At 42.6% G+C, this 26,107-nt stretch carries 24 protein-coding genes; 21 read left to right on the top strand and 3 right to left on the bottom strand.

The window, feature by feature from the left end; all coding sequences use genetic code 11:
• Nucleotides 1-438: a YlbF/YmcA family competence regulator gene (locus J7E37_RS03815; RefSeq protein ID WP_214777034.1), complete on the top strand. Its 438-nt coding sequence runs from the start codon at nt 1-3 to the stop codon at nt 436-438.
• Between the two features lie 307 nt (nt 439-745).
• The gene (locus J7E37_RS03810; RefSeq protein ID WP_041966656.1) at nt 746-1,288 is read left to right on the top strand and encodes an outer spore coat protein CotE; all 543 of its coding nucleotides are present in this window, start codon (nt 746-748) and stop codon (nt 1,286-1,288) included.
• Nucleotides 1,289-1,622: 334 nt separating this feature from the next.
• On the opposite strand, the gene J7E37_RS03805 is transcribed toward J7E37_RS03810, so the two are convergent.
• Nucleotides 1,623-2,534, bottom strand: a complete 912-nt coding sequence (locus tag J7E37_RS03805; RefSeq protein WP_215022601.1) for a 4Fe-4S dicluster domain-containing protein — start codon at nt 2,532-2,534, stop codon at nt 1,623-1,625.
• Nucleotides 2,535-2,840: 306 nt separating this feature from the next.
• Here J7E37_RS03805 and J7E37_RS03800 point away from each other — a divergent pair, with 306 nt between their 5' ends.
• The 5 genes from J7E37_RS03800 (at nt 2,841) to J7E37_RS03780 (ending at nt 8,137) form a co-directional block, all read left to right on the top strand.
• The gene (locus J7E37_RS03800; protein WP_215022599.1) at nt 2,841-3,455 is read left to right on the top strand and encodes a molecular chaperone TorD family protein; all 615 of its coding nucleotides are present in this window, start codon (nt 2,841-2,843) and stop codon (nt 3,453-3,455) included.
• Between the two features lie 355 nt (nt 3,456-3,810).
• Nucleotides 3,811-6,006, top strand: a complete 2,196-nt coding sequence (locus tag J7E37_RS03795; RefSeq protein ID WP_215022597.1) for a molybdopterin-containing oxidoreductase family protein — start codon at nt 3,811-3,813, stop codon at nt 6,004-6,006.
• Nucleotides 6,006-6,542 carry a 4Fe-4S dicluster domain-containing protein gene (locus J7E37_RS03790; RefSeq protein ID WP_215022595.1) on the top strand — a complete coding sequence of 179 codons (537 nt, stop codon included), beginning with the start codon at nt 6,006-6,008 and terminating at the stop codon, nt 6,540-6,542. The genes J7E37_RS03795 and J7E37_RS03790 overlap by 1 nt, the downstream gene beginning before the upstream one ends.
• A 5-nt stretch (nt 6,543-6,547) precedes the next feature.
• On the top strand, nt 6,548-7,444 hold the full coding sequence (gene nrfD / locus J7E37_RS03785) for an NrfD/PsrC family molybdoenzyme membrane anchor subunit (protein WP_215022594.1): 897 nt from the start codon (nt 6,548-6,550) through the stop codon (nt 7,442-7,444).
• 126 nt (nt 7,445-7,570) lie between these two features.
• Nucleotides 7,571-8,137, top strand: a complete 567-nt coding sequence (locus J7E37_RS03780; protein ID WP_215022592.1) for a hypothetical protein — start codon at nt 7,571-7,573, stop codon at nt 8,135-8,137.
• Nucleotides 8,138-8,184: 47 nt separating this feature from the next.
• Here the strand turns inward: J7E37_RS03780 and J7E37_RS03775 are convergent, their stop codons facing one another.
• Nucleotides 8,185-9,639, bottom strand: coding sequence for an aldehyde dehydrogenase family protein (locus tag J7E37_RS03775; protein WP_215022590.1), 1,455 nt, complete (start codon nt 9,637-9,639; stop codon nt 8,185-8,187).
• Nucleotides 9,640-9,844: 205 nt separating this feature from the next.
• Here J7E37_RS03775 and J7E37_RS03770 point away from each other — a divergent pair, with 205 nt between their 5' ends.
• From J7E37_RS03770 to J7E37_RS03715, 12 genes are all read left to right on the top strand, one after another.
• Complete coding sequence (locus tag J7E37_RS03770) at nt 9,845-10,294, top strand: NUDIX hydrolase (RefSeq protein WP_215022589.1); 450 nt, start codon at nt 9,845-9,847, stop codon at nt 10,292-10,294.
• Nucleotides 10,295-10,699: 405 nt separating this feature from the next.
• Nucleotides 10,700-11,026 carry a hypothetical protein gene (locus J7E37_RS03765; protein ID WP_214777015.1) on the top strand — a complete coding sequence of 109 codons (327 nt, stop codon included), beginning with the start codon at nt 10,700-10,702 and terminating at the stop codon, nt 11,024-11,026.
• A 251-nt stretch (nt 11,027-11,277) separates the two neighbouring features.
• Nucleotides 11,278-11,742 (top strand): GNAT family N-acetyltransferase, encoded by a 465-nt coding sequence (locus tag J7E37_RS03760; RefSeq protein WP_215022911.1) that lies wholly within the window; start codon nt 11,278-11,280, stop codon nt 11,740-11,742.
• 106 nt (nt 11,743-11,848) lie between these two features.
• Nucleotides 11,849-12,889: a sensor histidine kinase gene (locus tag J7E37_RS03755; RefSeq protein WP_215022587.1), complete on the top strand. Its 1,041-nt coding sequence runs from the start codon at nt 11,849-11,851 to the stop codon at nt 12,887-12,889.
• Nucleotides 12,870-13,496, top strand: a complete 627-nt coding sequence (locus J7E37_RS03750; RefSeq protein ID WP_192473336.1) for a response regulator transcription factor — start codon at nt 12,870-12,872, stop codon at nt 13,494-13,496. Before J7E37_RS03755 ends, J7E37_RS03750 begins: the two co-directional genes overlap by 20 nt.
• 203 nt (nt 13,497-13,699) lie before the next feature.
• On the top strand, nt 13,700-14,641 hold the full coding sequence (locus J7E37_RS03745; protein WP_215022585.1) for an ABC transporter ATP-binding protein: 942 nt from the start codon (nt 13,700-13,702) through the stop codon (nt 14,639-14,641).
• A 13-nt stretch (nt 14,642-14,654) separates the two neighbouring features.
• Nucleotides 14,655-15,845: an ABC transporter permease gene (locus tag J7E37_RS03740; protein WP_215022582.1), complete on the top strand. Its 1,191-nt coding sequence runs from the start codon at nt 14,655-14,657 to the stop codon at nt 15,843-15,845.
• Nucleotides 15,838-16,968: an ABC transporter permease gene (locus J7E37_RS03735; RefSeq protein WP_215022580.1), complete on the top strand. Its 1,131-nt coding sequence runs from the start codon at nt 15,838-15,840 to the stop codon at nt 16,966-16,968. Before J7E37_RS03740 ends, J7E37_RS03735 begins: the two co-directional genes overlap by 8 nt.
• A 567-nt stretch (nt 16,969-17,535) precedes the next feature.
• Nucleotides 17,536-20,190 carry a DNA mismatch repair protein MutS gene (mutS, locus tag J7E37_RS03730; protein WP_215022578.1) on the top strand — a complete coding sequence of 885 codons (2,655 nt, stop codon included), beginning with the start codon at nt 17,536-17,538 and terminating at the stop codon, nt 20,188-20,190.
• A gap of 54 nt (nt 20,191-20,244) precedes the next feature.
• On the top strand, nt 20,245-22,170 hold the full coding sequence (gene mutL / locus J7E37_RS03725; protein ID WP_215022576.1) for a DNA mismatch repair endonuclease MutL: 1,926 nt from the start codon (nt 20,245-20,247) through the stop codon (nt 22,168-22,170).
• 293 nt (nt 22,171-22,463) lie between these two features.
• The gene (locus J7E37_RS03720) at nt 22,464-22,811 is read left to right on the top strand and encodes a hypothetical protein (protein ID WP_251009427.1); all 348 of its coding nucleotides are present in this window, start codon (nt 22,464-22,466) and stop codon (nt 22,809-22,811) included.
• A gap of 106 nt (nt 22,812-22,917) precedes the next feature.
• Complete coding sequence (locus J7E37_RS03715) at nt 22,918-23,430, top strand: DinB family protein (RefSeq protein WP_215022572.1); 513 nt, start codon at nt 22,918-22,920, stop codon at nt 23,428-23,430.
• 128 nt (nt 23,431-23,558) lie between these two features.
• On the opposite strand, the gene mreBH is transcribed toward J7E37_RS03715, so the two are convergent.
• Nucleotides 23,559-24,566, bottom strand: coding sequence for a rod-share determining protein MreBH (gene mreBH, locus J7E37_RS03710; RefSeq protein ID WP_215022570.1), 1,008 nt, complete (start codon nt 24,564-24,566; stop codon nt 23,559-23,561).
• Between the two features lie 276 nt (nt 24,567-24,842).
• On the opposite strand from mreBH, the gene miaA reads away from it, so the two are divergent.
• Nucleotides 24,843-25,796: a tRNA (adenosine(37)-N6)-dimethylallyltransferase MiaA gene (gene miaA / locus J7E37_RS03705; RefSeq protein ID WP_215022568.1), complete on the top strand. Its 954-nt coding sequence runs from the start codon at nt 24,843-24,845 to the stop codon at nt 25,794-25,796.
• A gap of 29 nt (nt 25,797-25,825) precedes the next feature.
• Complete coding sequence (gene hfq, locus J7E37_RS03700) at nt 25,826-26,056, top strand: RNA chaperone Hfq (protein WP_192473326.1); 231 nt, start codon at nt 25,826-25,828, stop codon at nt 26,054-26,056.
• Nucleotides 26,057-26,107 lie beyond the last annotated feature (51 nt).

The raw sequence follows: 26,107 nt of genomic DNA, 5'->3' as shown, positions 1-26,107 counted from the left end.
TTGGCAAAGTACAATAAAGATGACATTATCCAGCGTTCAAGAGAAATCGCAAGAATGATTGCAGAAACAGAAGAAGTTGACTTTTTCAAGCGTGCAGAAGCACAAATCCATGAGAATGAAAAAGTGAAAACACTTATTTCTTCTATTAAAGGCCTTCAAAAACAGGCTGTTAACTTTCAGCATTACGGAAAAACAGAAGCGTTAAAGAAGACGGAAGCAAAAATTGCTTCTTTAGAACAACAACTTGATGAAATTCCAGTAGTCCAGGAGTTCAAGCAATCGCAAATTGATGTTAATGAATTGCTTCAGCTAGTGGCTACAACGATTTCCAATACAGTTACAGATGAAGTAGTCGAATCAACTGGCGGAGATGTACTTCGCGGCGAAACAGGAGCAGCTTTGAAAAACGAAGCAAGCTGCCATACGCACAACCATTAATCATTGAAGAGTAAATGGCACCCTATTATAGGGTGCCATTTTTTTTCATTTGGATCAGATAATGGACCCTGTTGGGAAGGCGAGAGGACTGTTTATTCAGTCTGGAGTATCTCTTTTCAAGGACTGCGGTATGAAACCAAACCAATCTTAATTACCCAGCAACTTTCTTCAATTGGGAACATTCAGCATGTATGGGCATACAATGAACTATGCCTAAGTTTTTACCAGTGGTTCTAAAATTAATCGCACACTAGTCTAATATCACGCATAAGATGAATTGAAAAAGATTGAGGAGGTTTCGCTCGCAATGGGAGATTACAGAGAGATTATTACGAAAGCCGTCGTAGCGAAGGGACGCAAATTCACGCAGTCCAATCATACGATCAACCCAGCGCATAATCCGAGCAGCATTCTGGGCGCTTGGGTCATAAACCATAAGTATAAGGCAAAAAAGGTAGGGAAAGTGGTTGAAGTAAACGGGTCTTACGAAGCCAACATCTGGTACTCCTTTGATGATAATACAAAAACTGAAGTAGTGACGGAGAAAGTAACTTACTGTGATGTCATCAAGCTGAAGTACCGTGACCCTGATTGCATGGATGACCATGATGTCCTTGTAGAGGTTCTGCAGCAGCCTAACTGTATTGAAGCGGTCATTTCGCCTAATGGCAACAAAATCATCGTTCACGTCGAGAGGGAATTCCTTGTGGAAGTCATTGGTGAAACGAAGGTATGCGTTGTCACTCATCCAGGCGGATGCGATTGCGATGATGATGAGTGGGGCCATGGCATCGATGATGACGAATTCGAAGACTTAAACCCAGACTTCCTCCTGGGAGAGGAAGAATAACATCGAACTAGGAAGCTTTCACTTCCTAGTTTTTTTTTACGCTCTTTCGTAAACTTTGTTGCTTTTACACCCAAAGTAAAAACCGGCTTCTGAGTTTTTACGATTAATTACGTTCCGATCCGGAAGCATTTTTCGAAAAGAGCCCGCAACCTTTAATAATGCGGATGACTGTGTGTGTCCATAAAGCAACAGTCAATGCGGAAACAGCCTTTTTTTATTGGGATACTGAAACGTAAGAGGCGGAAACACATAGCCATTTAAAAAGGTACTGGGTATGGAAGAAGTTTAAAAAATGAGCTTCTAATGACCAGTGCCTTTATTATAGCCCATTCACTCAAAGGAAAAAGTTAGGCTTTTGAATTGTGCTGCATATATGGCATGAATCAGATTCCTCCCAGGCATGAAAGCCGGTGTTGCATTGTTTGCAAATGTTCTTACTCAGATTATAAGAGACTGACGGAGCCTGGTGTACCTTTTGCTCAACTTTTATTGCGCTCGTTCTACAAATGTCCAAGCATAAATTGCAGCCGGTGCATTGGTTTTCATTCATTATCAGCTCGTTTTCCCCGAGGCTGAATACGCCTGAGGGACAAATATTAAAACAGGCTTCACATAGTGTGCACTCATCCTTGTTGATTTCCACTTTATAAAAGGACCAATCCTTGAACAGAACGGAAGGTTTAAAATTGCTTTCATTGAAGCGCCATTTTACAGGTGTCACGGAAGAGAGGACAGTTTTCCTGCTGTCGGAAGAGAGCTTTGCAAAAAAGTCCCGTCTTGATAATCTGAGCTGCTCTTCTGGTTCCAAGACAAACTGGTTTGTAACCTGCAGGAGTTCAAGTGACATAGCGCTAAGAACTTCATTGGCCTGGCTGATCCGATTTACTAAAATCGCATTTATAGAAGGCTGATGAATAAAGCGGATTCCTTTTTTATGGTAGTAAAGCATTTCCGTTAAGCTTGGCAGCGGCGATTCGTGCTCGAGGAGAAGATGATCCTGGCTGACCTTTCTTGAAGGAGATTGTCCTTTGACCGCCTGTACAGGACAGACTGTGATACAGACACCGCAGGAAGTGCATCTTTTGCCATCAATCATAATTTTTTCATTCTCAAATAGGATGGCTTCATCTGGGCATTCGTCAATACATGCTGAACAGGAACTTAGCGGGCTGATCTTCCTGGTGCAGGATTCTGAGATCTCCAGCTCGTAGCTCAGACTTTCAAGCCAATTGGTTAACAGAGACATAATCGTCACCTCAGGGGGCATTATTTCTATACTTTCATTTTACGATTAAACCCTTTAAAAAGAGGCAAGTTTGCCAGATATTCATACATATGTAAAAGAAAATTCACAAATGAAGATCCACTGAAGCCATTATATCCTCGTAAAACCAGGAGAAATCAGTTATGTAGACGGACCTATGAAAAATTCATTGCTGATAATTAGGTGAAATCCTTCACATACTCTCCCGGGTTTCGCCACATAATGTATATTGTTTCACAAACTTTTATGCCATATAGTGAAGGTGTATTCGAAAGGTGGTGAATCCCGGTGATTGGATTAGAGAACAGAACGGATTGTGCGAATGTTTTTTTAGTCCTAGCAGATTTATATAAACATCCAACTATAGATATCTGGGATGAGATTAAGGAACAAGAACTTCTGAAGAAGCTGGAAGATTCGATCCAGAATCATTACAATCTTACTTTTTCCTTAGAGGAAGTCTTGCCTGAAAGCTATGAAAAATTTCGAGAATTATTCATGATCTCTATTGGAAGCATGCAAAAGCAGGCTGCCATTCCGGTTGAATCGTTGTATAAACCGTGGACACAGGATGAAACTTGTACACTTCCCTTTGCTCGGGACAAAGGGTACATGCTGGGGGATTCGGCGTTACATATCAATTTTCTGTTAGAAAAGCTAAAGATCGATATTCCTGTTGAATTACAGGGCATGCCGGACCACTTGGCTATCCTGCTGGAATTGCTGGCATATTTCATAGAGCATGCTCCTGAACAATTTACAGCTGAATTTATGGATGATCATTTTGATTGGCTTGAAGACTTTGAATCGAAGCTTTCGCAAGTAACAGAGCACACATTTTATCAGAGCTTGACGAGAGTATTGATTGAGACCGTGCAGGCGCATCGAAATAATTACCAGTAGCTCTTAAATCTTGGCTGATTTCGCATTGATTGCTGCTATTCGCAGATGAACCTGGGCTCTTTTCGAGGAGACTTCCTTGCTTCAAATGCGTAAAAGGTTGTAAAAACAACAAAGTTTAAAAAAAGGTCATAAATCTTAAAGGTGGTGATGCTTTTAGTGAAGGACAATCTTTTGAAAAAAGCTGTATTAATAGATTCAATTCCATCAGTCAGATACTTTGCTAAAGAGACAAAAAGTTTAAACTTTAGCAATGTTGGAAGAAGCATCAAGTTACCGACTGTGCCTGTGATAATGAATTATAGGCATTAAATCCAAAATGTTTTACGGGTTGGGAGTAAAAGGAGGGCTAGTTAAAATGGTGGAAACAAAACTATCACGTCGTGGATTTATCAAAGCCTCTGCTGCTACTGCTGCTTTGGCATCTGCGGGAACAGTAGGCTTTAATGAATGGTCCAAAAATTATGTGAAAGCAGGAGCGAGCGCTGTAGTTAAGGAGATTCCTAGTACATGCAATGCATGTTCAAGTAAATGCGGAATGATCGGCCATGTCAAAAATGGCCGCTTATGGAAGCTGACTGGACACCCTGACCATCCTTATTCGAAAGGAAAGCTGTGTGCGAGAGGGCATGGTTATGCTACTGTTGTTTATTCTAAAGACAGGCTGACACAGCCTTTAAAAAGGGTTGGCGAAAAGAAATTTGAGCCGATCACATGGGAACAAGCGTATAAAGAAATCGCTCAAAAATTAAACAAAATCATTAAAGAACATGGTCCCCAGTCAGTCGCATTAACGGAGGACCCGCGTGCTTCAGGGAAATTTTATTCCCCTCGATTCATCAATGCTCTGGGTTCTGCCAACTATTATACGCACCATGTAGTTTGCTCGAACTCCAGGGATGCTGGTTTCCTTCATACAGTAGGTGTAACGGCTACTAGCGCAGATATCAGCAATGCAAAATATATTATGTTCATTGGCAGGAGCTATGGTGATGGCATCCGTCCTAGTTCCGTACAATCTCTGGCAGCTGCGAAGGATAACGGAGCCAAGATTGTCATTGTCGATCCGCGGTTGAACAATACCGGCAACCTGGCAACTGAATGGCTTGCGATCCGTCCAGGAACAGACCTTGCATTAGTGCTGGCGATGTCATATGTGTTGATAAAGGAAAACCTCCATGACATGGAATTCATTAAAAACCACACTATTGGTATTGAGAAATACGCTAAGGAACTGAAAAAATATACACCACAATGGGCAGAAAAAATCACCGGCATACCTGCAGATGCAATCACACAGATTGCCATTGATATGGGCAAAGCCAAACCGAAAGCGTTGATTGAGCAATCATGGAGAGGAGCATTCGGCTGCAACTATGAAAATAGTACAGAAACCGGCCGTGCCGTTGCAATGTTCAATGCTCTGCTTGGAAACTACCAGCAAAAAGGCGGAAGTATCTTTGGCGGAAAACCTTCGCTGGGTAAGCTTGACAAAGCTAAACACCCGAGTCCGAAAGAACCTGAAGTTCCAAAGGCAGGATCTAAGGAATTCCCGATTGCCTACCCAAATAATGGTGTAGCAACAATCGTTGCAAAAGAAGCACTGGAAGGCAAAATGAAGGCGGCAATTTATTATCATTCCAATGCGGCACTCGGATACGGAAACCCTAAAGTCATGACGGAAGCATTATCTAAAATGGATCTTGTGGTGGCAATAGATGTTCAAATGTCTGAAACCGCACAATTGGCTCACTACGTTCTTCCAGAAGTGACATATATTGAACGCGATGAAGTAATAGAAGGTCTATCAGGTAAGATCCCTGGAATCGCCCTTCGCCAGCAAATGGTGGAGAAAGTCCATCCAGAAACAAAGCCGATCAATGAAATTTATACAGAGCTCGCAAAAGCTTGCGGAGTTGGCCAGTACTTCAATTTCACCCTGGATGAATTGAATGAAGCGATGCTCGCACCGACCGGTATTACGTATAAACAGCTTAGGGAAAAAGGAACCATCATGTTCCCGAACGAGGAAATTACAATCGGTGTAATGCCGAAATTAAAGACTCCTTCCGGTAAAGTTGAATTTTACAGTGAAACATATAAAGCAGCAGGTTTCAAGCCGATCGTCGAATGGATTGAGCCAAAGGTAAGTCCAGCAGACGATTCCTTCCGTCTGATTACGGGCAAGCAGGCGATTCACAGCCATACTCAGACTGCGAATATACCAATCTTGATGCAGATTACAAAAGATTATGATTTAGAGAGAATCTGGATCAACCCTGTCCGTGCCAAAGCACTGGGAATCAAGGATGGCGATATGGTGGAATTGAAATCCAGTGAAGCGACCAGCAAAATCCGGGTCAAAGTTACGGAAAGAATCCATCCAGAGGCAATATTTGTCCCAAGTCATTACGGCATTACGTCTAAAGATTTGAAGACAGGACACGGTGTTGGCTTTGGGTATATGGAGCATGTTCCATTTGATTTTGAAAAATGGAGTGGAGCAGGAAATATCCACGAAGTAATCGTGAAGGTTAGGAAGGTGAATGGCTGATGGCACGGTATGGAATGGTAATAGACACAAGGAAATGCGTCGGCTGTTATGCTTGCCGGGTAAGCTGCCAGATGCAGAATGAGCTTCCGGTAGAAGAATCATATATAAAATTTTATGAAAAGGAAACAGGAGTTTTCCCAAACGTAAAGAATGAAATCATCCCTGTACAATGCCAGCACTGTGAGGATGCCCCATGTGTAAGTGTTTGCCCGACAAAGGCAACCTACACGACGGATGAAGGCGTCGTGCTAGTAGACGCGGAAAAGTGTATTGGCTGCAAATATTGTATGGTTGCCTGCCATTATGGAGCAAGAACGCAGGATCATAATACTGGAGTAGTGGAGAAATGCCGCTTCTGTGCCGAGCTGGTAGCAGAAGGCAAGCAGCCAGCCTGTGTCAGTACGTGCATTAGCAGCGCAAGGATATTTGGTGATCTTGATGATCCAAACAGTGAAGTTTCGAAAGCGATCGTTAAAATGAATGCCCAGCCTTTAAGGCAGGACTTAGGCAAGACAAAAATCTACTACGTGAGGTGATTATAATGGTTTGGGGAACAATTATCGCTGCCTATTTATTCCTTGCTGGACTTAGTGCCGGGGCATTTTTAACCTCTTCCTATGCAGCAAGGAAATATCCTGATGCCAAGACAGTCAGGTTTGTCGGAAGGTTAATCAGCCCAATTCTGATGGGAATAGGACTGTTGCTTCTAATTGTTGATGCTGAAGCTGGTCTAAAGGATCCTTTGCGCTTCATCTATTTGTTTACGAATTTCAGTTCAGTCATGACAATCGGTACTTATTTCATCAGCTTTTTCATGATGGCGGCAGCTTACATCGCCTTGATGGAGCTGTTGAAAAAAGATACGAACAAAATTGTGGAGTATATCGGCATCGTATTCGCTGTTGCCACAGCCATTTACACCGGCTTTCTGATTGGGGTCATCGGTGCTGTACCACTATGGAATACAGCCATTCTGCCGATCCTGTTCTTGGTGTCGGCATTCTCAACAGGAATTGCCGGTACTATGCTCGTGTCAGCAATCTTGGATAAAAAAGTCGTTCACCATGTCATGTCGATAAAAAAGATTCACTTAACATTGCTGATGGCTGAAGTATTCCTGATCTTCACAATGTTCCTAATTACTTCATCGACAAATGAATCAGCATCACAATCTGTTTCAATGCTTCTTACAGGTGAGTACAGTGCTTTATTCTGGTTCGGACTGATTATAGCAGGATTAATCGTTCCCATTACAATTGAAGCCCTTGAATTATGGAATTCAAAAAAACTTCATCAAACTCCGGCGGGACTGGAAGCAGCTGCTTCAGGCTCACACGGAATTGCAGCTACTTTGATCACAGAAAGTGCCGTACTGGCAGGAGGTTTCATTCTCCGCTACCTGTTGCTGGCAGCAGCTGTTCCAGTAATATTTTTATAATAAACGTGCAAACCAGGTATTTTAGGTATCGAGATAACTCTCCCGCTTTTTCTTTTTTCGTAGGCCGAGAACAGATAGCAAGCTTCCGAATATAATGCCTATGATGAACGAGGAGGGATTATTAAGATGAATTTGCCTGCTGCGGATTTAGGAATCATGGCTGAACACCTGCCGACCCATGAAGGAGTTATCAGTAAGTTAAAGATTTTCTATGAAATTGTGGACAATCAAGAATTAAAAAAACTGCTTCAGTTGAATACCCAAATGCTCATGGAGCATGTGAGTGTAATGCTTAAACTAATAGATCCGGATAACAAAGAAGAAGTAAAGCTTGCTGAAATGCCTGATTTACAGATTAATATGAAATCAATAAAGCTCTCTGAACAAGAAAAAGACATTGTTCTGGAAACAAGGGCGGTTTCTAAGCTAATGGGAAGTGATAATTTCAATTCCGCTCTAATGATGAAAGATATGAATGTGAAAAACATCCATATCCAGATGGCCTACCAGGATGTAAGGATGCAAATGCTTTACAATATGATTGTCGAACATGTAGATGCTGATTTTACGCCGCGTGTTACTGAAGCAATGCAATCTAAGACTTATGATAAATATAAACATATTTTAAAAGAGCAGGGATTTAAACGGAAGAATCCAGCAGAAGCGGCCGCGCCGGATAACTCGATTTTTTGATCATAAAAGAACAAAAAAGCTGAACCTGAGGTTCAGCTTTTGATTTGTTAAAATGGGTATTTGCGTGGATTAGTCTGGGCTGATATCCATTGTACAGTTGTAAATTCTTCAAGGGACCATTCGCCGCCGAATCTTCCAAGACCTGAATCCTTTTCACCGCCAAAAGCAACCAGTGGTTCATCGTTGACGCTTTGGTCATTAACATGGACCATGCCCGATTCAATTTGTTTGGCCACTTCGACACCTTTTTCAACAGACCCTGCGTGGACAGCGCCGCTTAATCCAAATGGTGTGCCGTTAGCAATTCGAATTGCTTCTTCTTCACTTTCAACAGGAATGATTGTTACGACTGGGCCGAACATCTCGTTCTTAGCCGTTGCGACCTCGTTGCTGCCGGTAAGCACGTATGGAGTCATCAGCGTGCCATTTGCGGAGCCTTCCAGCACCACTTCAGCTCCTTCGGATTTCGCCTTCTCTATATCTTTAAGGATCCGGTCGACAGCTCCGCGGTTGATCAGCGGTCCGATCAGAGTATCAGGCTCACGCGGATCACCAGCTTTAAGGCTTTGAGTTTTTTCCACAAACCTATCAACGAATTCATCATAGCGGTCCTTGTGGACGATCACCCGGTTAACAGCCATGCAGATTTGTCCATTGTGCATGAATTTACCGAAGATGGCAGAGTTTATGGCATGCTCTATATTTGCATCCTCAAGGACAACAAGTGCATTATTGCCGCCGAGCTCAAGGGCCACTTTTTTAATGTTTTTTCCGCAAAGCGCACCGATATGGCGGCCGACACCAGTTGAACCAGTAAACGAAATCATTCTTGGAACAGGATTCTCCACGAATGAATCGCCAATTTCGCCAATATCAGATACAGTCACATTAAGCAATCCTTTTGGCAGACCTGCTTCTTCAAATATTTTCGCAATCACAGTACCGCCACTCATTGCAGTCTGCTCATCAGGCTTCAACACGACTCCATTACCAACTGCTAGTGCAGGTGCAACGGAACGCATTGTTAAGTACATTGGAAAGTTAAATGGACTGATGACACCTACCACACCTAGTGGTTTGCGGTATACACGGTTTTCCTTTCCGGGAACAAGTGAAGGCACCATTTTGCCGTCCATTCTTAATGGGAATGACGCTGACTCTCTAGTGATGGCGATACAGAAATCAACCTCGACATTTGCCTTGATATGGGTAGAGCCAGACTCTGTTATAAGTAACTCTACCAATTCCTTTCTTCTTTCCGACATGATGCGGACTGCATTTTCCATGATAGTAGAACGTTCGAATGGATTGATATTCTCCCATTCTTTTTGTGCTATCCTGGCAGACTCATACGCTTCTTTAACATCTTCCATGCCAGCCATCTTGAATTCAGCCAAGACTTCTTCGTTATACGGGTTTTTATCCTGATAGCGGCTCTGGCCCGTACCATCTCGCCATTCTCCGCTGATATATTGTTTATTCAAATTCTTATACTGTTCCATCATCTCACTCCTAGTAACATAGTCTCTATTTTTTTTACCCGCGGAAAGATAGTTAAAAAGTAATTTAATGAAAAGGAAGGAGATTCTTATGAAAACACGAAAAGTAAAATGAAGAAAATTGTTCCAATTAATAAATTTTGAAGATTTAGTATAGTAGTTGTTTATCATGATAATAAAAACTTTTTTGGATTGTAGGGATGCAAGAATGATAACTTTTGGGAAAATGAAACCGGGAATAAACTATACATGGCGGCCTGGGGTGTATGGAATCATATTGAATGAAAATGAAAATCTGGTTGCATTAATCGAGACGGATGATCGGAGATATTTCCTTCCTGGCGGTGGCATGGAAGAAAGTGAAAGTCATGATGAGTGTCTTGTAAGAGAAGGCATTGAAGAAATGGGAAAGCTTCTTGAAATCGGCGAATGGATCGGAAAAGCACAGCGATATTTTTACTCAGAGAAGGATCGTACATATTATCTCGTTGAAGGTCACTTCTATTTTGCCAAAATAGCCGGAAGCACGGGAGAACCTTTAGAGGCGGACCATCATCTTAAGTGGATCGAAGTGGGGGAAGCTGTAAAGAGGTTGTTTCATGACCATCAAAGCTGGGCTGTTCAAAAGGCCTTGATGATGATGGGAAATAGCAGTTAAGATGTTCCTTCTAATACAGGCATTATGAATTGAAAAATGGGATTGATAAAATGACTAGATAGACTGGAATAGGGTAGCCTTGTTGGGAAATTCAAATGAACCAAAATCCCCCTTTCCTTTCTGACCTGCTTAATGGTAATGTTAGCATAATCACATTCCTCATGATAAATTTGTTTGACCATAGGTTTAAATGGGAAAATATTTCTTAGAACAGTAAAATAATGAGGGAGATTATGATTAACAACTTTGAATACCGAATCTTTAACGAAGAACTAAGAAGACTTCATAAAGAGTACCAGCGATGTGATGATGCCACTATAAAAAAATCTATATTTATGGATATCAAACTTATAGAGAATGCGCTGGAAGCGAACTGAAAAAGTAAATTAAGCAGGAGATTTTTATATGAACAAACAATTAACTGATCCAGAATTCCTTACTTTTTGTGAAACCGCTATGCCAATTGAAGTGGTAGAAAAATTTACTGATAATAATATCCGCGGACTTGAGAATATTGCACTAAGGTCGATTTCAACCCGCAATAAACTGCCGGCAAATGTTACCAATCTTCTGGTTGCCTATTTCTACAGCCACTACGGTAATCAGGTATATAATCGTAATGACCTGGCACGTTTATATGATTACTGGGCATCAAAGGATATCAGGACAATGGCTCAGGCAGCCGAAATGACCAATGAAGATATTGAGGCAGTTCTCAATACGTTGAAATGATGTCGTAACTTTAAAACAGGCTGAGCTCAGCCTGTTTTTTTTTGCTCTTTTTGCGTTTATTCTTACTTTGGAACATAATTTTGGAAAACAGGTTCTTTTCAAGAATGGTGGCAAAGCAACAAAATAGCAAAAAGGAATATCTCTTGAAATATCGAATAATTTACTAAAATAATAGAAGGTGGGTGTCATTTTTGCTGGAAAATAGTCTGGTCAGACTTGCTGTAAAAGAAGATGGAGAAAAGATTATCGATATGCTGAAAAATAATGCAAAGTGGATGCAAGATCATGGCATCAATCAATGGCAATACCTATTAAAAGGAGGGGATGATGAGGAAATCCTGGAAGCCATAAAGCAAAAAGAAACATATATCGTCCTGAATGATGAAGAATTAATCGGTACTTTCACCCTCTCGACAACCCAAAGTGAATGGGACAACCATATATTTGGTGCGGACCCTGAAGGAGATTCAATGTATCTGCACAGGCTGGCTGTATTGCCCGCATATATCGGCAAAGGTATTGGAAAAGAGATATTAAAATGGATTGAGGATAATATTTCAACTGACAAAACCTATTTAAAATTAGACTGTGTTGCCGACAACAGCAAACTAAATCAATTCTATTGTGCAAATGGATTTCACTACCTCGGTGAAACAGATCAACACAGTAAATATCAAAAAAAATTTGACCCTTGTTGGGTCTTTTTTTGTATATAAAAACACTTGAGATTTCACTTAATGTTAATAAACGGGGCGGAGTACCAGCTAGAATAGGGGTTAAAATGGAGTTGCAAAGAAGAGATGTTTAGCGAGGGATTAGTTTATGGTTATCCAGACAGAATTTTTGGAGGAAATTATTGACCATCTGCCTGAGGGCATGATTGTAATGGATAAGGATCGGAGTATCCATTATCTAAATGAAAAGGCAGTTCACATGACTGGCTGGAAGCTTGGCGAGAAAGTACCCTACTGCACTTATTGCCAGGAAAGAGAGCTGGACGAGAATGAAAATCGCTGTATTCTAACTTCTGATGAACCGATTCCATTTTTCAACTCCCATCTGGCGGTGTATGAAGGACTTGAAGAATTTGAAATGTCTTTGAAGAAAATGATTATGTCGGAAGAAGTATACTATGTACTCAGAATACGGCCGCCTGTACGTAATGAGAATAGCGAGCGGGCACGATTCCATGAGCTGCTTGTACAAGAAACGCTGCTCGCCCAGGAGGCAGAGCGCAAAAGGATTGCCATGGAACTGCATGATCATATTGGACAAAGTGTCTATAGCATTTTCCTTGGCCTCGAGGTCATTAAACAGAACATTAGCGAAGAAAAGTATCAAAATCATGTCACCAACATGGTCCATGTCATGGAAAAAACCCTTGAAGATATTAAGCGTCTGACAAAAAGCCTCAGACCGGAAATCGTTTATGACATTGGTTTGGAGAAATCGCTTCGTCAAGCAGTAAAGGACTGGAGAAAGCTATACCAGATAGAAATCTTTTTGGAGATGGAGCTTGATAAGGAACAAAAACTGGATCCAGAAAAAGAACTCCATCTATTCAGGATCATCCAGGAAAGTATCACAAATTCGGTTCGCCATGGAAAAGCAACCTATTTCTCCATCCATTTAAAAACATTCTATCAATATATATTTTTTCAGTTATACGATAATGGCAATGGCTTCATTTCCACTGGATGCAAAACGAAAGGGCTCGGCCTGAAGCATATGTACGAACGATGTAAAATGCTTGATGGCGACATTAAGTGGCTCAGTAAGGAAGGCGGTCCTACGAGGGTAGAAGGCTTTGTATCTTTAAAAAAAGAGGAGGGGGAGAGGGAAGATGAACCTAATGATCATTGATGATCATGAAATTGTCCGGGACGGATTAAGCATGCTCTTGCAGCAATCTTTTTGCATTGACGGAAGGATTTGTGCCTGCGATGGCTATGAAGCTGTTAAAGCTGCAGCGGACTTCCCCGCCGACCTGGTACTGCTGGACCTTTCGATGCCGGGCGGCCTGGATGGAATGACCACATTGGAAAGGCTGCGGAAACTTCTTCCGGATGCCAAAATAGTCATTTTCTCGATGCACGATGATATCGGGTATCAGAAGAAAGCTTACGAGGCCGGAGCTGACGGCTATTTAATCAAGCAGCTGAAGCGGGACGATCTCATCCAGTCCCTGGACAAAATTTTGGCAAACCAAAAGGTGTTCGACACCCATGTGTGGGAAGATGATTCGGAAGGTGACCAAATCAATCTCGTTGATCTTCCGATAACAAAGCGAGAAAAAGAGGTTTTCATTCTTACTGTAAAAGGATACTCTCAAAAGGATATCGCGGAAAGACTTGATATATCAGTAAAAACAGTTGAAAACCACCGCCAGAAAATCGGTGAGAAGCTAGGAACGCACAAGCGATATGAATGGGTCGAGACAGCACTGAAATATAATGTATTGCAACCTTAGAAGCAGGACATATATGTCTTGCTTTTTTATTTCTCTTAATGTGATTAAATATGTCCTGGCTTAGGGGGATATTGCAAGATGACAGGCCAATAATCCATGAGGGAATCTTTTAAAACAATTTAAATATATTAATTGGAATTTATTTCATGAAGGCAATTTTTCTGAGATAATGAAATCGATATAGGTCGAAAGTAGGTGTCTAAATGGAAGTCTTGGAAGTGAGTCAATTGACTAAGAGGTTCAGAGATTTCGAGGCAGTCAAGAATGTTTCTTTTTCCGTGCAAAAGGGTGAGTCATTTGGTCTTTTGGGGCCAAATGGCGCAGGAAAGACCACCACCATCCAGAAGATATCAGGGTTATTTCCGCCAAGTTCAGGAACCATTGATATTGCAGGCATTGATATGGTCAGACAGCCAAAGCAGGGGCAAGCGTTTTTAGGCATTGTTCCTCAGGAAATTGCGCTATACCAAACGATGAGTGCGAGGGAAAACCTTTCATTCTGGGGAAGAATGTACGGTTTAAGAGGAAACCACTTGCAAAAAAGGATAAATGAAGTACTTGAAATCATCGGATTGACCGATCGGGCCAGGGAAAAAGTAGAGACTTTTTCTGGCGGTATGAAGAGGAGAGTCAATATCGGTGCTGCGATTTTACATAATCCGGAGTTATTGATCATGGATGAACCGACTGTAGGTATCGATCCGCAATCCCGCAGCCATATCCTTGAAACAGTGAAAAAACTGAATGCAGAAGGCATGACTGTTATCTATACAAGTCACTATATGGAGGAAGTTGAGTATCTTTGTGAAAAGATCGGCATTATGGATAAGGGAGAATTCATTACATCGGGAACCATTTCGGAGTTAAGGGAGACAATCGGTGATCGTTCACGTATTGTCATGAACTTTTCCAGGGCACTAAACCTTGAAAACATAAAGACGATATTGTCTCCATCGATACCTGAAAAAGACCTGTCATTGAATCACGATGAGCTGGCAATTTTTCATAAAGAGCCACAAAACGTGCTAAGTGAATTAATTCAGTCAGTTACCGGAGCGGGTTTTGACATCACTTCCGTTGAAGTCGTGGAACCGAACCTAGAGAGTGTGTTCCTCCACCTTACTGGCCGAAGTTTAAGGGATTAAGGAGGTAGTTGATATGGGTTTTTGGTGGCTGGCACTAAAAGATGCGCTTCTCATTGGAAGAGACCGTAAGGCACTGTTGACGCTTGTTTTTATGCCGATCTTATTGATCGGAATCCTTGGTGCAGCATTCGGCAATATGATGGATGAAGAAGAAGCAACTTCGATTAAAAAATTCGAGGTCGGTATTGTGAATCATGATGAAGGTCAGCTTGGCAGTGTCTTGTCTCAAGAGGTATTCAAAAAAGGCCTTCCAGAGTTCATTTCTGCAGAGGCAATGACCGAGGAGAAACTGGAAGACAGTTTAAAGCAGCAGGAGATTTCCGTTGGAATCATTATTCCGCATGATTTTTCCGCCCATGTCATTTCGGGTGGAAATTCTGAGGTGCAGGTCATCTCCATTCCGTCAGCTTCTATTCAATCATCGATCGTCGAGAATGTCATGCTGCAGTTCACTCAGAGTGCCGCTGTAAATGTAATAGCAATGGAGGTCGCTGATCCATCCGGTTTTGGCAAAGCCCTTCCTGCTATGTCTCAATTGGCGGAAGCTGATTATGACTTTGTTGAAGAAGTAGCGATCGAACAGGATCAAAAACCAGTGGGCTCATTCCAGTATTATGCAGCCGGTATGGGTGTCATGTTCTTGCTGATGACGGTTATTACCGGAGTAAGCGCAATGATTGATGAAAAGGAACAAGATGTATACAATCGTCTGCTTGTTACAAAACTGTCTAATCAACATTACTTAATTGGCAAGTTTATTGGCTTGCTGTTTATGTCTTCAGTTCAATTTTTCATTATTATTCTTGGGACACATTATCTTTATGATGTTCGGTGGGGAGAGTCAATGATTGGGGTCATTATTGTAGGCTTTGCTTTTGTTTTTAGTGTCAGCGGGCTGGGGGTACTCCTTGGAGCTCTTGTCAAAAAAGAGAAAACATTCAATGCAGCAGGAATGCTGGCTACTCAAATAATGGCGGCAGTTGGGGGCAGCATGGTCCCATTGTATATTTTTCCTGACTGGGTCAATACGGTCGTCAAAGTCCTTCCAAATGCTCTTGCCCTCCAAACATTCCTGGAGTTAATGTCAGGTGCAGGAGTATGGCAAATACTGATAGAAGCAGGCATTTTAATTGTGATTGGTCTAGTATCACTTCTATTTGCGTTTGTATCCCTTTCTGCAGGGAGGAGGGCTTTGCATGCGTAATATTTTGTCCATCGCGTTTTTACACCTGAAATCATTGTTCAAATCACCTTCAGCGATTGTGATGATGTTCATTATGCCAATTATGTTCAGTCTTATTTTTGGAGGAATTGGCTCAGAAGGATCTTCGCGGAATAAACCAGTTGTGCTGATGGTAGCACAAAGTGATGAATCAAACAGCAGGATTATCGAGTTACTGTCATCAAATGGCCAGTATACCTGGCGAAATGCGGATGAAAAGCAAGCCAGAGAATCGGTCGAAAGCCAAGAGGCAATTGCAGCGGTGATAATCGCTGAATCGGCAGTAGAGAGCTATGATTCCGGTAAGCCTCTTTTTCAACTAGTTGCCCAAAGGAAAACTCAGGAGTATCTTGCGTTAAAAAGTTATGTAGAAGGTGTTGGGAGGACTGTTATTCAAACCCTTGAAATGTCCCCTGAACAAGATGCATTGGCCTTCAAGGCTATACTAGAAAAAGCGGCAGCGCGAGAACCACTGGAGATCAGCAGTAGAGTCATTCAAAAGGAAGAATCAAAAACTGGTTCCGTCGGCATGCTGGCAATTGGCTTTACGATTATGTTCATGATGTTTGGAATTTCAGGAGCAGCTTCCACCATTCTTGATGAAAAAATCGGTGGCACATGGCAGCGTCTGCTCACGTCACCAACCACGAAAGTCCAGGTGATGACAGGATACCTATTCTCCTATTTCTTGATGGGAGCCATCCAATTAATCGTCCTCATGATTGTCATGTACTTAATTTATGGTTCAAAGTGGGGCAATTTGTTTTACTTCGTTCCATTTGCTGCACTCGTCATCATAACGATTGTCGGCTTTGGCCTGATGATGGCCAGCATCGTAAAGACGAGACAGCAGGCTAGTGCGCTGAGTGCTGTGTTGATTGTCAGTACATGTATGCTCGGAGGTGTTTACTGGCCAATAGAGATTGTGCCGGAATTCATGCAGCAAATAGCTAAGGCAGTGCCCCAGAGCTGGATGATCACAGGATTTCGTGAAATAGTCAGCGGAAGCCTTTATCTCCCTGCACTCCGAAATTCAACACTAGTATTGCTAGTATTCAGCTTACTATTTTTTACCATCGGGTTGAAAAAAATGAAATATGATTGAAAAATGCCAGTCCTTATTGGGACTGGTAATTCTTTTTAAGTGGATTCTATCGAAAATTATATTTTGTCGAGTTATAATAGATATTTAGAATAATAGTCGAAAAGAGAGCTTTTTCCAGTGTGCATTCCCCAAAAAAGAGTGTGTGCGCGGAAGACGGTAAAAGCAGAAGAAGTGCATTGCCCGAAAAAGAATAAGAGAATGGAAAACGGTCAAAGCGGATTCCCTGCATTGACCTTACAATAAGGCTCTGTTATAGACAGATGTTATTTTAAAGCCCTGTTGATTGTAGTGGAAGGCGCGCAGACTCCTCCGAAAATGCTAACGCATTTCCATCGTGCGTGGGCAGGTTCGAGGACCTGCGGGATGAGCAAGTCATGGGGAGACCCCGCAGGCGCATAAAGCGCCGAGGAGGCTCCCCGACTGCAAGGAAGAATTTGATCTTTGAAAAAGCAGCAGTAGGGCTTTTTCTTAATTCTTCCCCGCGGAAAGCGAAGCGCCTGGAACGAAAATCAACAGCGGAGTTTAACAGAGCCTTCAATAAAAGCAAAGTGAATTTTGGAGGAGAATATGGCTGCATATACCCCTATGATCAAGCAATACCTGCAAGTGAAGGCGGATTACCAGGATGCCTTTTTATTTTTCCGTTTGGGAGATTTTTATGAAATGTTCTTCGAGGATGCGTTAAAGGCATCCCAGGAACTTGAAATAACACTGACGAGCAGAGAAGGCGGCGGCGAGGAACGGATTCCGATGTGCGGTGTTCCTTACCATTCAGCTCCTAACTATATTGAACAGTTGATTAATAAAGGCTATAAAGTTGCGATATGTGAACAAACAGAAGATCCCAAGACTGCCAAAGGTGTCGTTAAGCGGGAGGTTGTCCAGCTAATCACTCCGGGAACCGTCATGGAAGGCCGAGGGCTACTTGAAAAAGAAAATAACTTTATCGCTACTGTTTCGGCTTTTCCGGGAAACATATATGGTTTTGCCTGCAGCGACCTGTCGACAGGGGAAAGCAGGGCTACTTTAATTAACGGCAGTATCGAAGACCTTATTAACGAATTATCGATTTCTGGAGCAAAGGAAGTTGTCATCCAAAGCACGCTTTCACCGGAAATCCAGAAGAAACTGAAGGAGCGTTCCATTCTGGCGCTGTCAATAGAGGATAACACTGAAATGAATGAAACTTTTTCAGTTCTATTTTCGAACCTTGAGAATGAACAGTTAAAGAGCACGGCTTCAAGATTATTCAATTATTTATACCGGACGCAGAAGCGAAGCCTTGATCATTTGCAAAAGGTATCTGTCTATCAGGTACAGCAATATATGAAAATTGATTACTTTTCCAAGCGTAACCTTGAACTGACAGAGACCATACGCTCTACAGTAAAAAAGGGAACACTTTTATGGCTGCTTGATGAAACGATGACCGCAATGGGCGGCAGGATGCTGAAGCAATGGATCAACAGGCCGCTGATTGACAAAGCTGAGATCGGCCGTCGTCAGGAACTGGTCCAGCTTTTTGTCGAACAGTTTTTTGAACGCCAGGAATTGCGGGAAAAGTTGAAAGAGGTATACGACCTTGAACGTTTGGCTGGAAGGGTTGCTTTTGGCAATCTTAATCCAAGAGATTTGATGCAGCTAAAAAGATCTTTATTACAGGTGCCATCGCTAAAACATATTTTGGAGAGTCTTCCGCACGAGGAAGCTTCCCATATGGCAGATAGACTTGATCCTTGCGAGGAGGCAGCGGTTCTGCTTGAACAGGCAATCGTCGATAATCCTCCGATTTCTGTCAAGGAAGGGAATATCATTCGCGATGGTTACGATCAACAGCTTGACCAATACCGAGATGCAAGCCGAAATGGAAAAACGTGGATTGCTATGCTGGAGCGGGATGAGCGCAAGAAAACAGGGATAAAATCCTTAAAGGTTGGCTATAACCGAGTGTTTGGCTACTATATTGAAGTAACGAAGGCGAACCTGCATCTTCTTCAGGAAGGCCAGTATGAGCGGAAGCAGACGCTGTCTAATGCGGAGCGCTTTATCACGCCTGAGCTGAAGGAAAAGGAAGACTTGATCCTCGCGGCCGAGGAAAAAAGTGTCGAGCTTGAATATCAGTTATTCACCGGAATCCGCGAGACGATAAAAGAATATATTCCTAGATTGCAGGGGCTTGCAAGGGCTCTTAGTGAGCTTGATGTCATTCTGGGGTTTGCAGAGCTGAGTGAACAGCGCCATTATGTAAGACCTGTTTTCTCAGCTGATCGAAAAATTGTCCTGAAGGATGGACGCCATCCAGTTGTCGAAAAGGTGATGGATGCCCAGGAATACGTGCCAAACGATTGCTATATGGACAACGACCGCGAAGTCCTTCTGATTACCGGACCGAATATGTCTGGTAAAAGCACATATATGCGCCAGGTTGCCCTGACAGCAATCATGGCTCAAATCGGCTGTTTTGTTCCGGCGACTGAGGCGGTCATGCCGATATTCGATCAGGTTTTCACCAGGATTGGTGCGGCAGATGATCTTGTTTCCGGACAAAGTACTTTCATGGTCGAGATGCTGGAGGCAAAGAACGCCATTACCAATGCGACGAAGGATAGCTTGATCCTATTTGATGAAATCGGCCGTGGAACCTCAACTTATGACGGCATGGCACTGGCCCAGGCTATGATTGAATATATCCATGATAAAATCAGCGCAAAGACGCTTTTTTCGACACACTATCATGAAATGACTTCACTGGAAAATGAATTAAATAAATTGAAGAATGTACATGTGAGTGCAGTTGAACAAAATGGAAAAGTAGTCTTTCTTCATAAAATCAGGGAGGGTGCAGCGGATAAGAGTTACGGAATTCACGTTGCCCAGCTTGCTGAACTGCCGGCAGATCTGATTGAACGTGCTGCTGAAATCCTGCAAATACTCGAGCATTCGGATACTCAGGTGTCTTCAGGACTTAAAAAGAGCGCCGACTCTGTGCGCGAACCAATGCAAAATGTGCAAGACAAACAAAGCGTCCTTCAGGCTGCGGAAACGGCAGCCGCAGCTCAATTATCATTTTTTGATGAAGAGCCAGAACAGAAGAAAGCTGGCGGTTCGAGCAAAAAGGAGAAGCAGGTTATTGAACAATTGAACGGTTTGGAAATCCTTGATATGACTCCTTTACAGGCCATGAACATGCTTTACGAGCTGCAAAAAAAGCTGCGTAAGTAAATATGTTCCTCATAAAACGCTTAAGAAAATACTAATAGCTGGAGGTGGGACGGAATGGCGAAAATTATTCAACTTGACGATGCATTATCAAACAAGATTGCTGCCGGTGAGGTAGTAGAGCGGCCGGCATCGGTTGTGAAGGAACTGGTGGAGAACGCGATTGATGCCAACAGTACCGTGATTGAGATTGACCTCGAGGAAGCAGGACTGGCCAGGATCAGGATCACAGATAATGGAGACGGCATAGAGGAGGATGATGTTCTTGTCGCCTTCCAGCGGCATGCCACGAGCAAGATCAAGAATGAAAACGACTTGTTCCGGATCAGGACTCTCGGGTTCAGGGGAGAAGCGCTGCCGAGTATTGCCTCTGTCTCAAGGCTTGAAATGAAAACATCTACCGGTATTGAAGGCAATAAAGTGGTCATCGAAGGCGGCAAGGTCGAATCAGTGGTGAAGGCCGACAGCCGCAAAGGTACAGATATCAGTATTTCAGACCTGTTTTTTAATACTCCGGCACGCCTTAAATACATGAAGACGATCCATACCGAACTTGGCAATATTACCGATGTCGTCAACCGCCTGGCGCTGGCAAATCCAGATATCTCCTTTAGGCTTGTCCATAATGGACGCCAGCTTCTGAAAACGACAGGAAATGGGGATGTTCGCCAGGTGCTGGCTGCCATTTACGGTATTAATATGGTCAAAGCTATGATTCCAATCACAGGAGAGTCTCTGGATTATAAAATTAGCGGCTATATTTCAATGCCGGAAATCACCAGGGCATCACGAAACTATATTTCGACTATGATTAATGGCCGTTTTATCAAAAATTATGCCCTGGTTAAAGCAATCCAGGAAGGCTACCATACGTTGCTCCCGATTGGCAGGTATCCAGTTGTCCTGTTGAATATTGAAATGGATCCGCTCTTGATTGATGTGAACGTCCATCCATCCAAGATGGAAGTGCGATTGAGTAAGGAGCAGGAGTTGAATGAGCTTGTCTCGAGCGTAATAAAGAACGCTTTTAAGACGAAGGAATTAATCCCGGCTGGGATGGTTACCCAGAAGCAGGAGAAACCCAAGTCAGAACAAACATTCATGGACCTGGACCATTTGCCTAAAGCTGAAGAGATGGCTTCATTGATTCAGTCAACCATTGAGCGCAGGCCATTGGTAGAGGGTAAAGCTGATGAACTGACCAAAAGCTATAAAGCTGCTGAACGACAAAGTGCTTCACAGCAGGAAGCTCCTGACTGGAGAAACGCCTTGGTAGCTCAAGAGAATCCGGCACTTTCCTTTGCTGCACCTGATGAAAACGAATTTGTTCAAGAAGATGGAATGACAGATCCGGCTGCTTCAACAGCAGCTTCCGAACAGCCTGCTGAAGTACAGGCTTCCCGTGTCCCTCCTCTTTATCCAATCGGGCAAATGCACGGTACTTATATTCTCGCCCAGAACGACCGCGGATTATATATAATTGACCAGCATGCTGCCCAGGAGAGAATCAAGTATGAGTATTTCAGGGACAAGGTAGGCGAGGTAGCGACTGAGCTTCAGGAAATGCTCATGCCAATAACACTTGAATACTCAGCCGATGAGTGCATAAAAATCAATGAGCACCAACATGAGCTGGAAAAAGTGGGGGTCTTCCTTGAGCCATTCGGCTATAACAGCTTCATCGTCCGCTCACACCCGCAGTGGTTCCCTGGCGGAGAGGAAAAAGAGCTGATTGAAGACATGATTGAACAACTCCTGATGATGAAAAAAGTGGATATTAAAAAGCTTAGAGAAGAAGCAGCCATCATGATGAGCTGCAAGGCATCCATCAAAGCAAATCATCACCTGCGCACCGATGAGATCCAAGCATTGCTGGATGAATTGCGGCGTTCGTCCGACCCGTTCACATGTCCGCATGGCCGGCCGATCATTGTCCACTATTCCACATATGAAATGGAGAAAATGTTTAAGCGGGTCATGTAAGTCAGAAGAAACAGTGTTCCAATTAGGAGCACTGTTTTTTTTGTTGTTTAGAAAATTTTACTCCTGTTGGATAAAAATTCTTTGATTTTATTTTAAAATAGTGTAAAATTACACTAATAGGAAAAATATAAATAATTCTGATGAACTCATGAAATGGTTTATAGGCTCTTATAATATACAAAGGGGGCGATATATTGTTCGTATTCTCATTGGTATTTTCCATAGTACCTGTAGTTGTACTGATATTTATTGTAGCTTTTGCAATGAAAAATAAAGAGCAAGGGGGAGAGAAAGTGGTGAGACATTTATATACGTATCTAGTATTGTTTGCTACATTGATGATGGTCATCGGCGGAGGGGTTTCGATCTTCATGGCGACGGCGGATCTTGTCAGCCCAACTGGCTATTATCAAAGTTTTACAGAATATAAGCAAAATATGACCTTAGGGAAGATTGAAAATCCCAAAACAGAAATGACGGAGGAAGAACTTCGCACCAATTATGACCTGTATGTCACAGAAGAAAAGGCACGGCAAAAAGACAGGGCAGTCAATCAAATTATCAAAAGCCTGGGCTTTATCGTCATTCCTTTGCCGGTTTTCCTGTATTTTAATAGACTGAGGAAACAATATAAAGAGTGAATAAGCAGGCACTGTTCATCTGAGCAGTGCCTGTTAAATTATATTAGAGGAAAAATCCCATAATACACGAATAACTATATGAATGAGGAAAGGAAGTGGATTTAGAATGTTTAAACGACCAAATTCAGAAGAATTTCCAGCCTATACAAGGAATTATATTAAACTGATTCCAGAAGGGGACATTGTAGAGATTCTTACTGAGCAACTGGATACTACATATAATCTATTATCCCAAGTAACCGAAGATCAGGCCGGCTACCGGTATGAGGAAGGGAAATGGACTTTGTCCGAGGTGCTTGGACACCTAACAGATACTGAAAGAATAATGGCCTACAGAATCCTTCGCATTGGGAGAGGGGACCAGAACCCTCTCATGGGATTCGATGAGAATGAATTTGTAAGGAAAGCTTCCTTTTACGTTCGCCCAATGGCTGAACTGCTTGAAGATTACCAGAATGTTAGACGAGCAACGATTAGTTTGTTAAAAGGCCTGCCGCAGAACTCGTTAAAGTACCGGAGCAATGCGAATGGATTCGTAGTTTCGGTGGAAACAGTCGCATATATGATCGCTGGGCATGAACGTCATCATCTGAAAATGATTAAAGAGAAGTATCTGTAGAAAAGCAGGATTCATTTGCCAGAAGGAGTTGGGAACTTATGAGCCCAAAAGCTGGTGATTAAAAGAATGCTTGAAAAATTAAACGAAAAGATCGCGAAATCAATTCGCGATCTTTTCGTCACTTGTATTTATTTCACAGCAGGCTGTAGTTTATGGATGTACTGCAACGCTTTACCTGTACCGATTGCAACGGATTCCAACGGGTTTGGAGCGATGTGTACGGGAACGACCATCTCGCTTCCAAGCCAATCCTGCATTCCGTTCAACAAAGCGCCGCCACCAGAAAGAATCACACCGCGGTCTACAATATCACCGCTAAGTTCTGCAGGGCAGTCTTCAAGTGTAGCCCGAATCGCTTCCATGATATGAAGCAGGGATTCTTTTAGTGTGTCCCTGATTTCATAAGAGTTCAGGGTAACGGTCTTTGGCAGTCCAGTTACTAAGTCACGTCCGCGTATTTCCATTTCCATCATTTCATGGTCAACAAGCGCATAACCAATTTCCATTTTGATTTTTTCAGCTGTTCTTTCACCAATGAGGACATTGTATTCTTTTCGTACGTATTGAACGATGTCTTCGTCCAATCTGTCGCCAGCGATGCGAATGGAGTGGCAGGCAACAACCCCGCCGTATGAAATGATTGCGACTTCAGTTGTGCCGCCGCCGATGTCAACGACTACGTTCGCTACCGGTTCATCAACAGGCAATCCCGCGCCAATAGCAGCAGCAACTGGTTCTTCGATGAGATGAACCTTCTTAGCGCCAGCATTTCTGACTGCATCCTGGATCGCACGTCGTTCAACACTTGTTGAACCAGAAGGTGTGCAGACGACAACATCCGGTTTACGGAAAGCAAATCCTCCCGTTTTTGAAGCTTTCTTCATGATTTGTTTCAGCATTTCAGTTGTCACGTCAAAATCAGCAATGACACCATCTTTTAACGGGCGGATTGCTACGATCTTTCCAGGAGTCTTTCCGATCATTTCCTTTGCTTCCTTGCCGACAGCAAGGACATTCTTTGTCTCAGTATCAATCGCCACTACTGAAGGTTCATTCAAAGCGATTCCTTTATTTTTACTATATACAAGTGTGTTGGCTGTACCTAAATCAATTCCTATTTCTGTCGTTGATAACATAGTGTGTTCACCCAGTTCTCTATAAATTATTAACCATCATAGACTTCTATTAAACTATCATGAATGTGGGGGTTAAAGGTGGTTTGTTACTGAATCGTTATCTAACTGTAAAAGTTGAGGAAAATTTTTTCAAAAGATGATATAAGAGAATAACATTTGTAAAATACGGGTATAATGCATAGATGTTCAACTGCTTTCTATTTAATGGTAAGATAAATTTATGATGTCAGATATGAAATGACTGACACCCTATATGAAAAGGCAGTGTGAAACTTTTTGGAACAAAAACAGAAATTGATTGTGTTAATTGGGCCGACTGCAGTTGGCAAAACGAAGCTGAGCATTGAGCTTGCGAAAAGGTTCAACGGTGAAATCATCAGCGGTGACTCCATGCAAATTTACAAAGGGATGGATATTGGAACCGCGAAAATCACCATGGAAGAGATGGAGGGAATTCCCCACCATTTAATTGATATCAAGGAACCTGATGAAAGCTTCTCAACCGCTGAATTTCAGGAGCAGGTCCGCAAGAAAATTGATGAAATCAGCTCTCGCGGGAAGATGCCGATGATTGTTGGCGGTACAGGATTATACATCCAGTCAGTGATCTTTGATTATCATTTTACGGATGCACCTTCTGACCCTAATTTCAGGCGAAGTCTGGAGCAAGCTGCGGAGGAAAAGGGTCAGGAATTTTTACATGGTAAATTGAAGGATGCGGACCCCGAAAGCGCCTCACGTATACATCCTAATAATGTCCGGCGTGTCATCAGGGCGCTGGAGATCATCCACTGCACGGGCAAAACTGCTGGGGAACTGCAGGAGAACCAATCACCGGAACTTTTGTATAGTACAGCACTAATAGGCCTGACAATGGATAGGGAGATGCTATACAATAGAATCAATTACCGTGTCGACCTAATGATGAAGCAGGGGCTCCTTGATGAGGTCCAATACTTTTATGAAAAGGGCTTAAGGGAATGCCAGTCCATCCAGGCGATTGGATACAAAGAGCTTTACGACTACTTTGATGGCAAGGTTTCCCTGGAGCTCGCAATCGAGAATTTAAAACAAAATTCCCGCCGGTATGCAAAAAGGCAGCTAACATGGTTTCGAAACAAGATGAATGTGGAATGGTTTGATATGTCAGAGTCTAAAGACGCTGAAAAAAAATTCGCTGAAATTTCCAAGTTCATTGAAGGAAAGCTCGAGATAAAAGCGAATACATAATAATAGAGATAAAAGAGGAGGATCCGCCCATGAAACAAGTGAACATTCAGGACCAGTATTTAAACCAGCTCCGCAAGGACAATATCAATGTGACCGTCTTCTTATTGAACGGATTTCAATTGAGAGGCCAGATTAAAGGTTTTGATAACTTTACCGTGCTTTTCGAATCAGAAGGAAAACAGCAGCTTGTCTATAAGCACGCCATCTCAACATTCGCGCCGCAAAAGAATGTCCAGATTGATTTCGATGCTCAGGCTTAATTAAATAACGAGTAAGAAAACCCGCCTAGTGCGGGTTTTTTCTTTTTTCCG

The organism is Bacillus sp. ISL-39, assembly GCF_018613295.1.
Classification (GTDB): domain Bacteria; phylum Bacillota; class Bacilli; order Bacillales; family Cytobacillaceae; genus Mesobacillus.
This window is presented reverse-complemented; position numbering and strand designations above follow the sequence as displayed.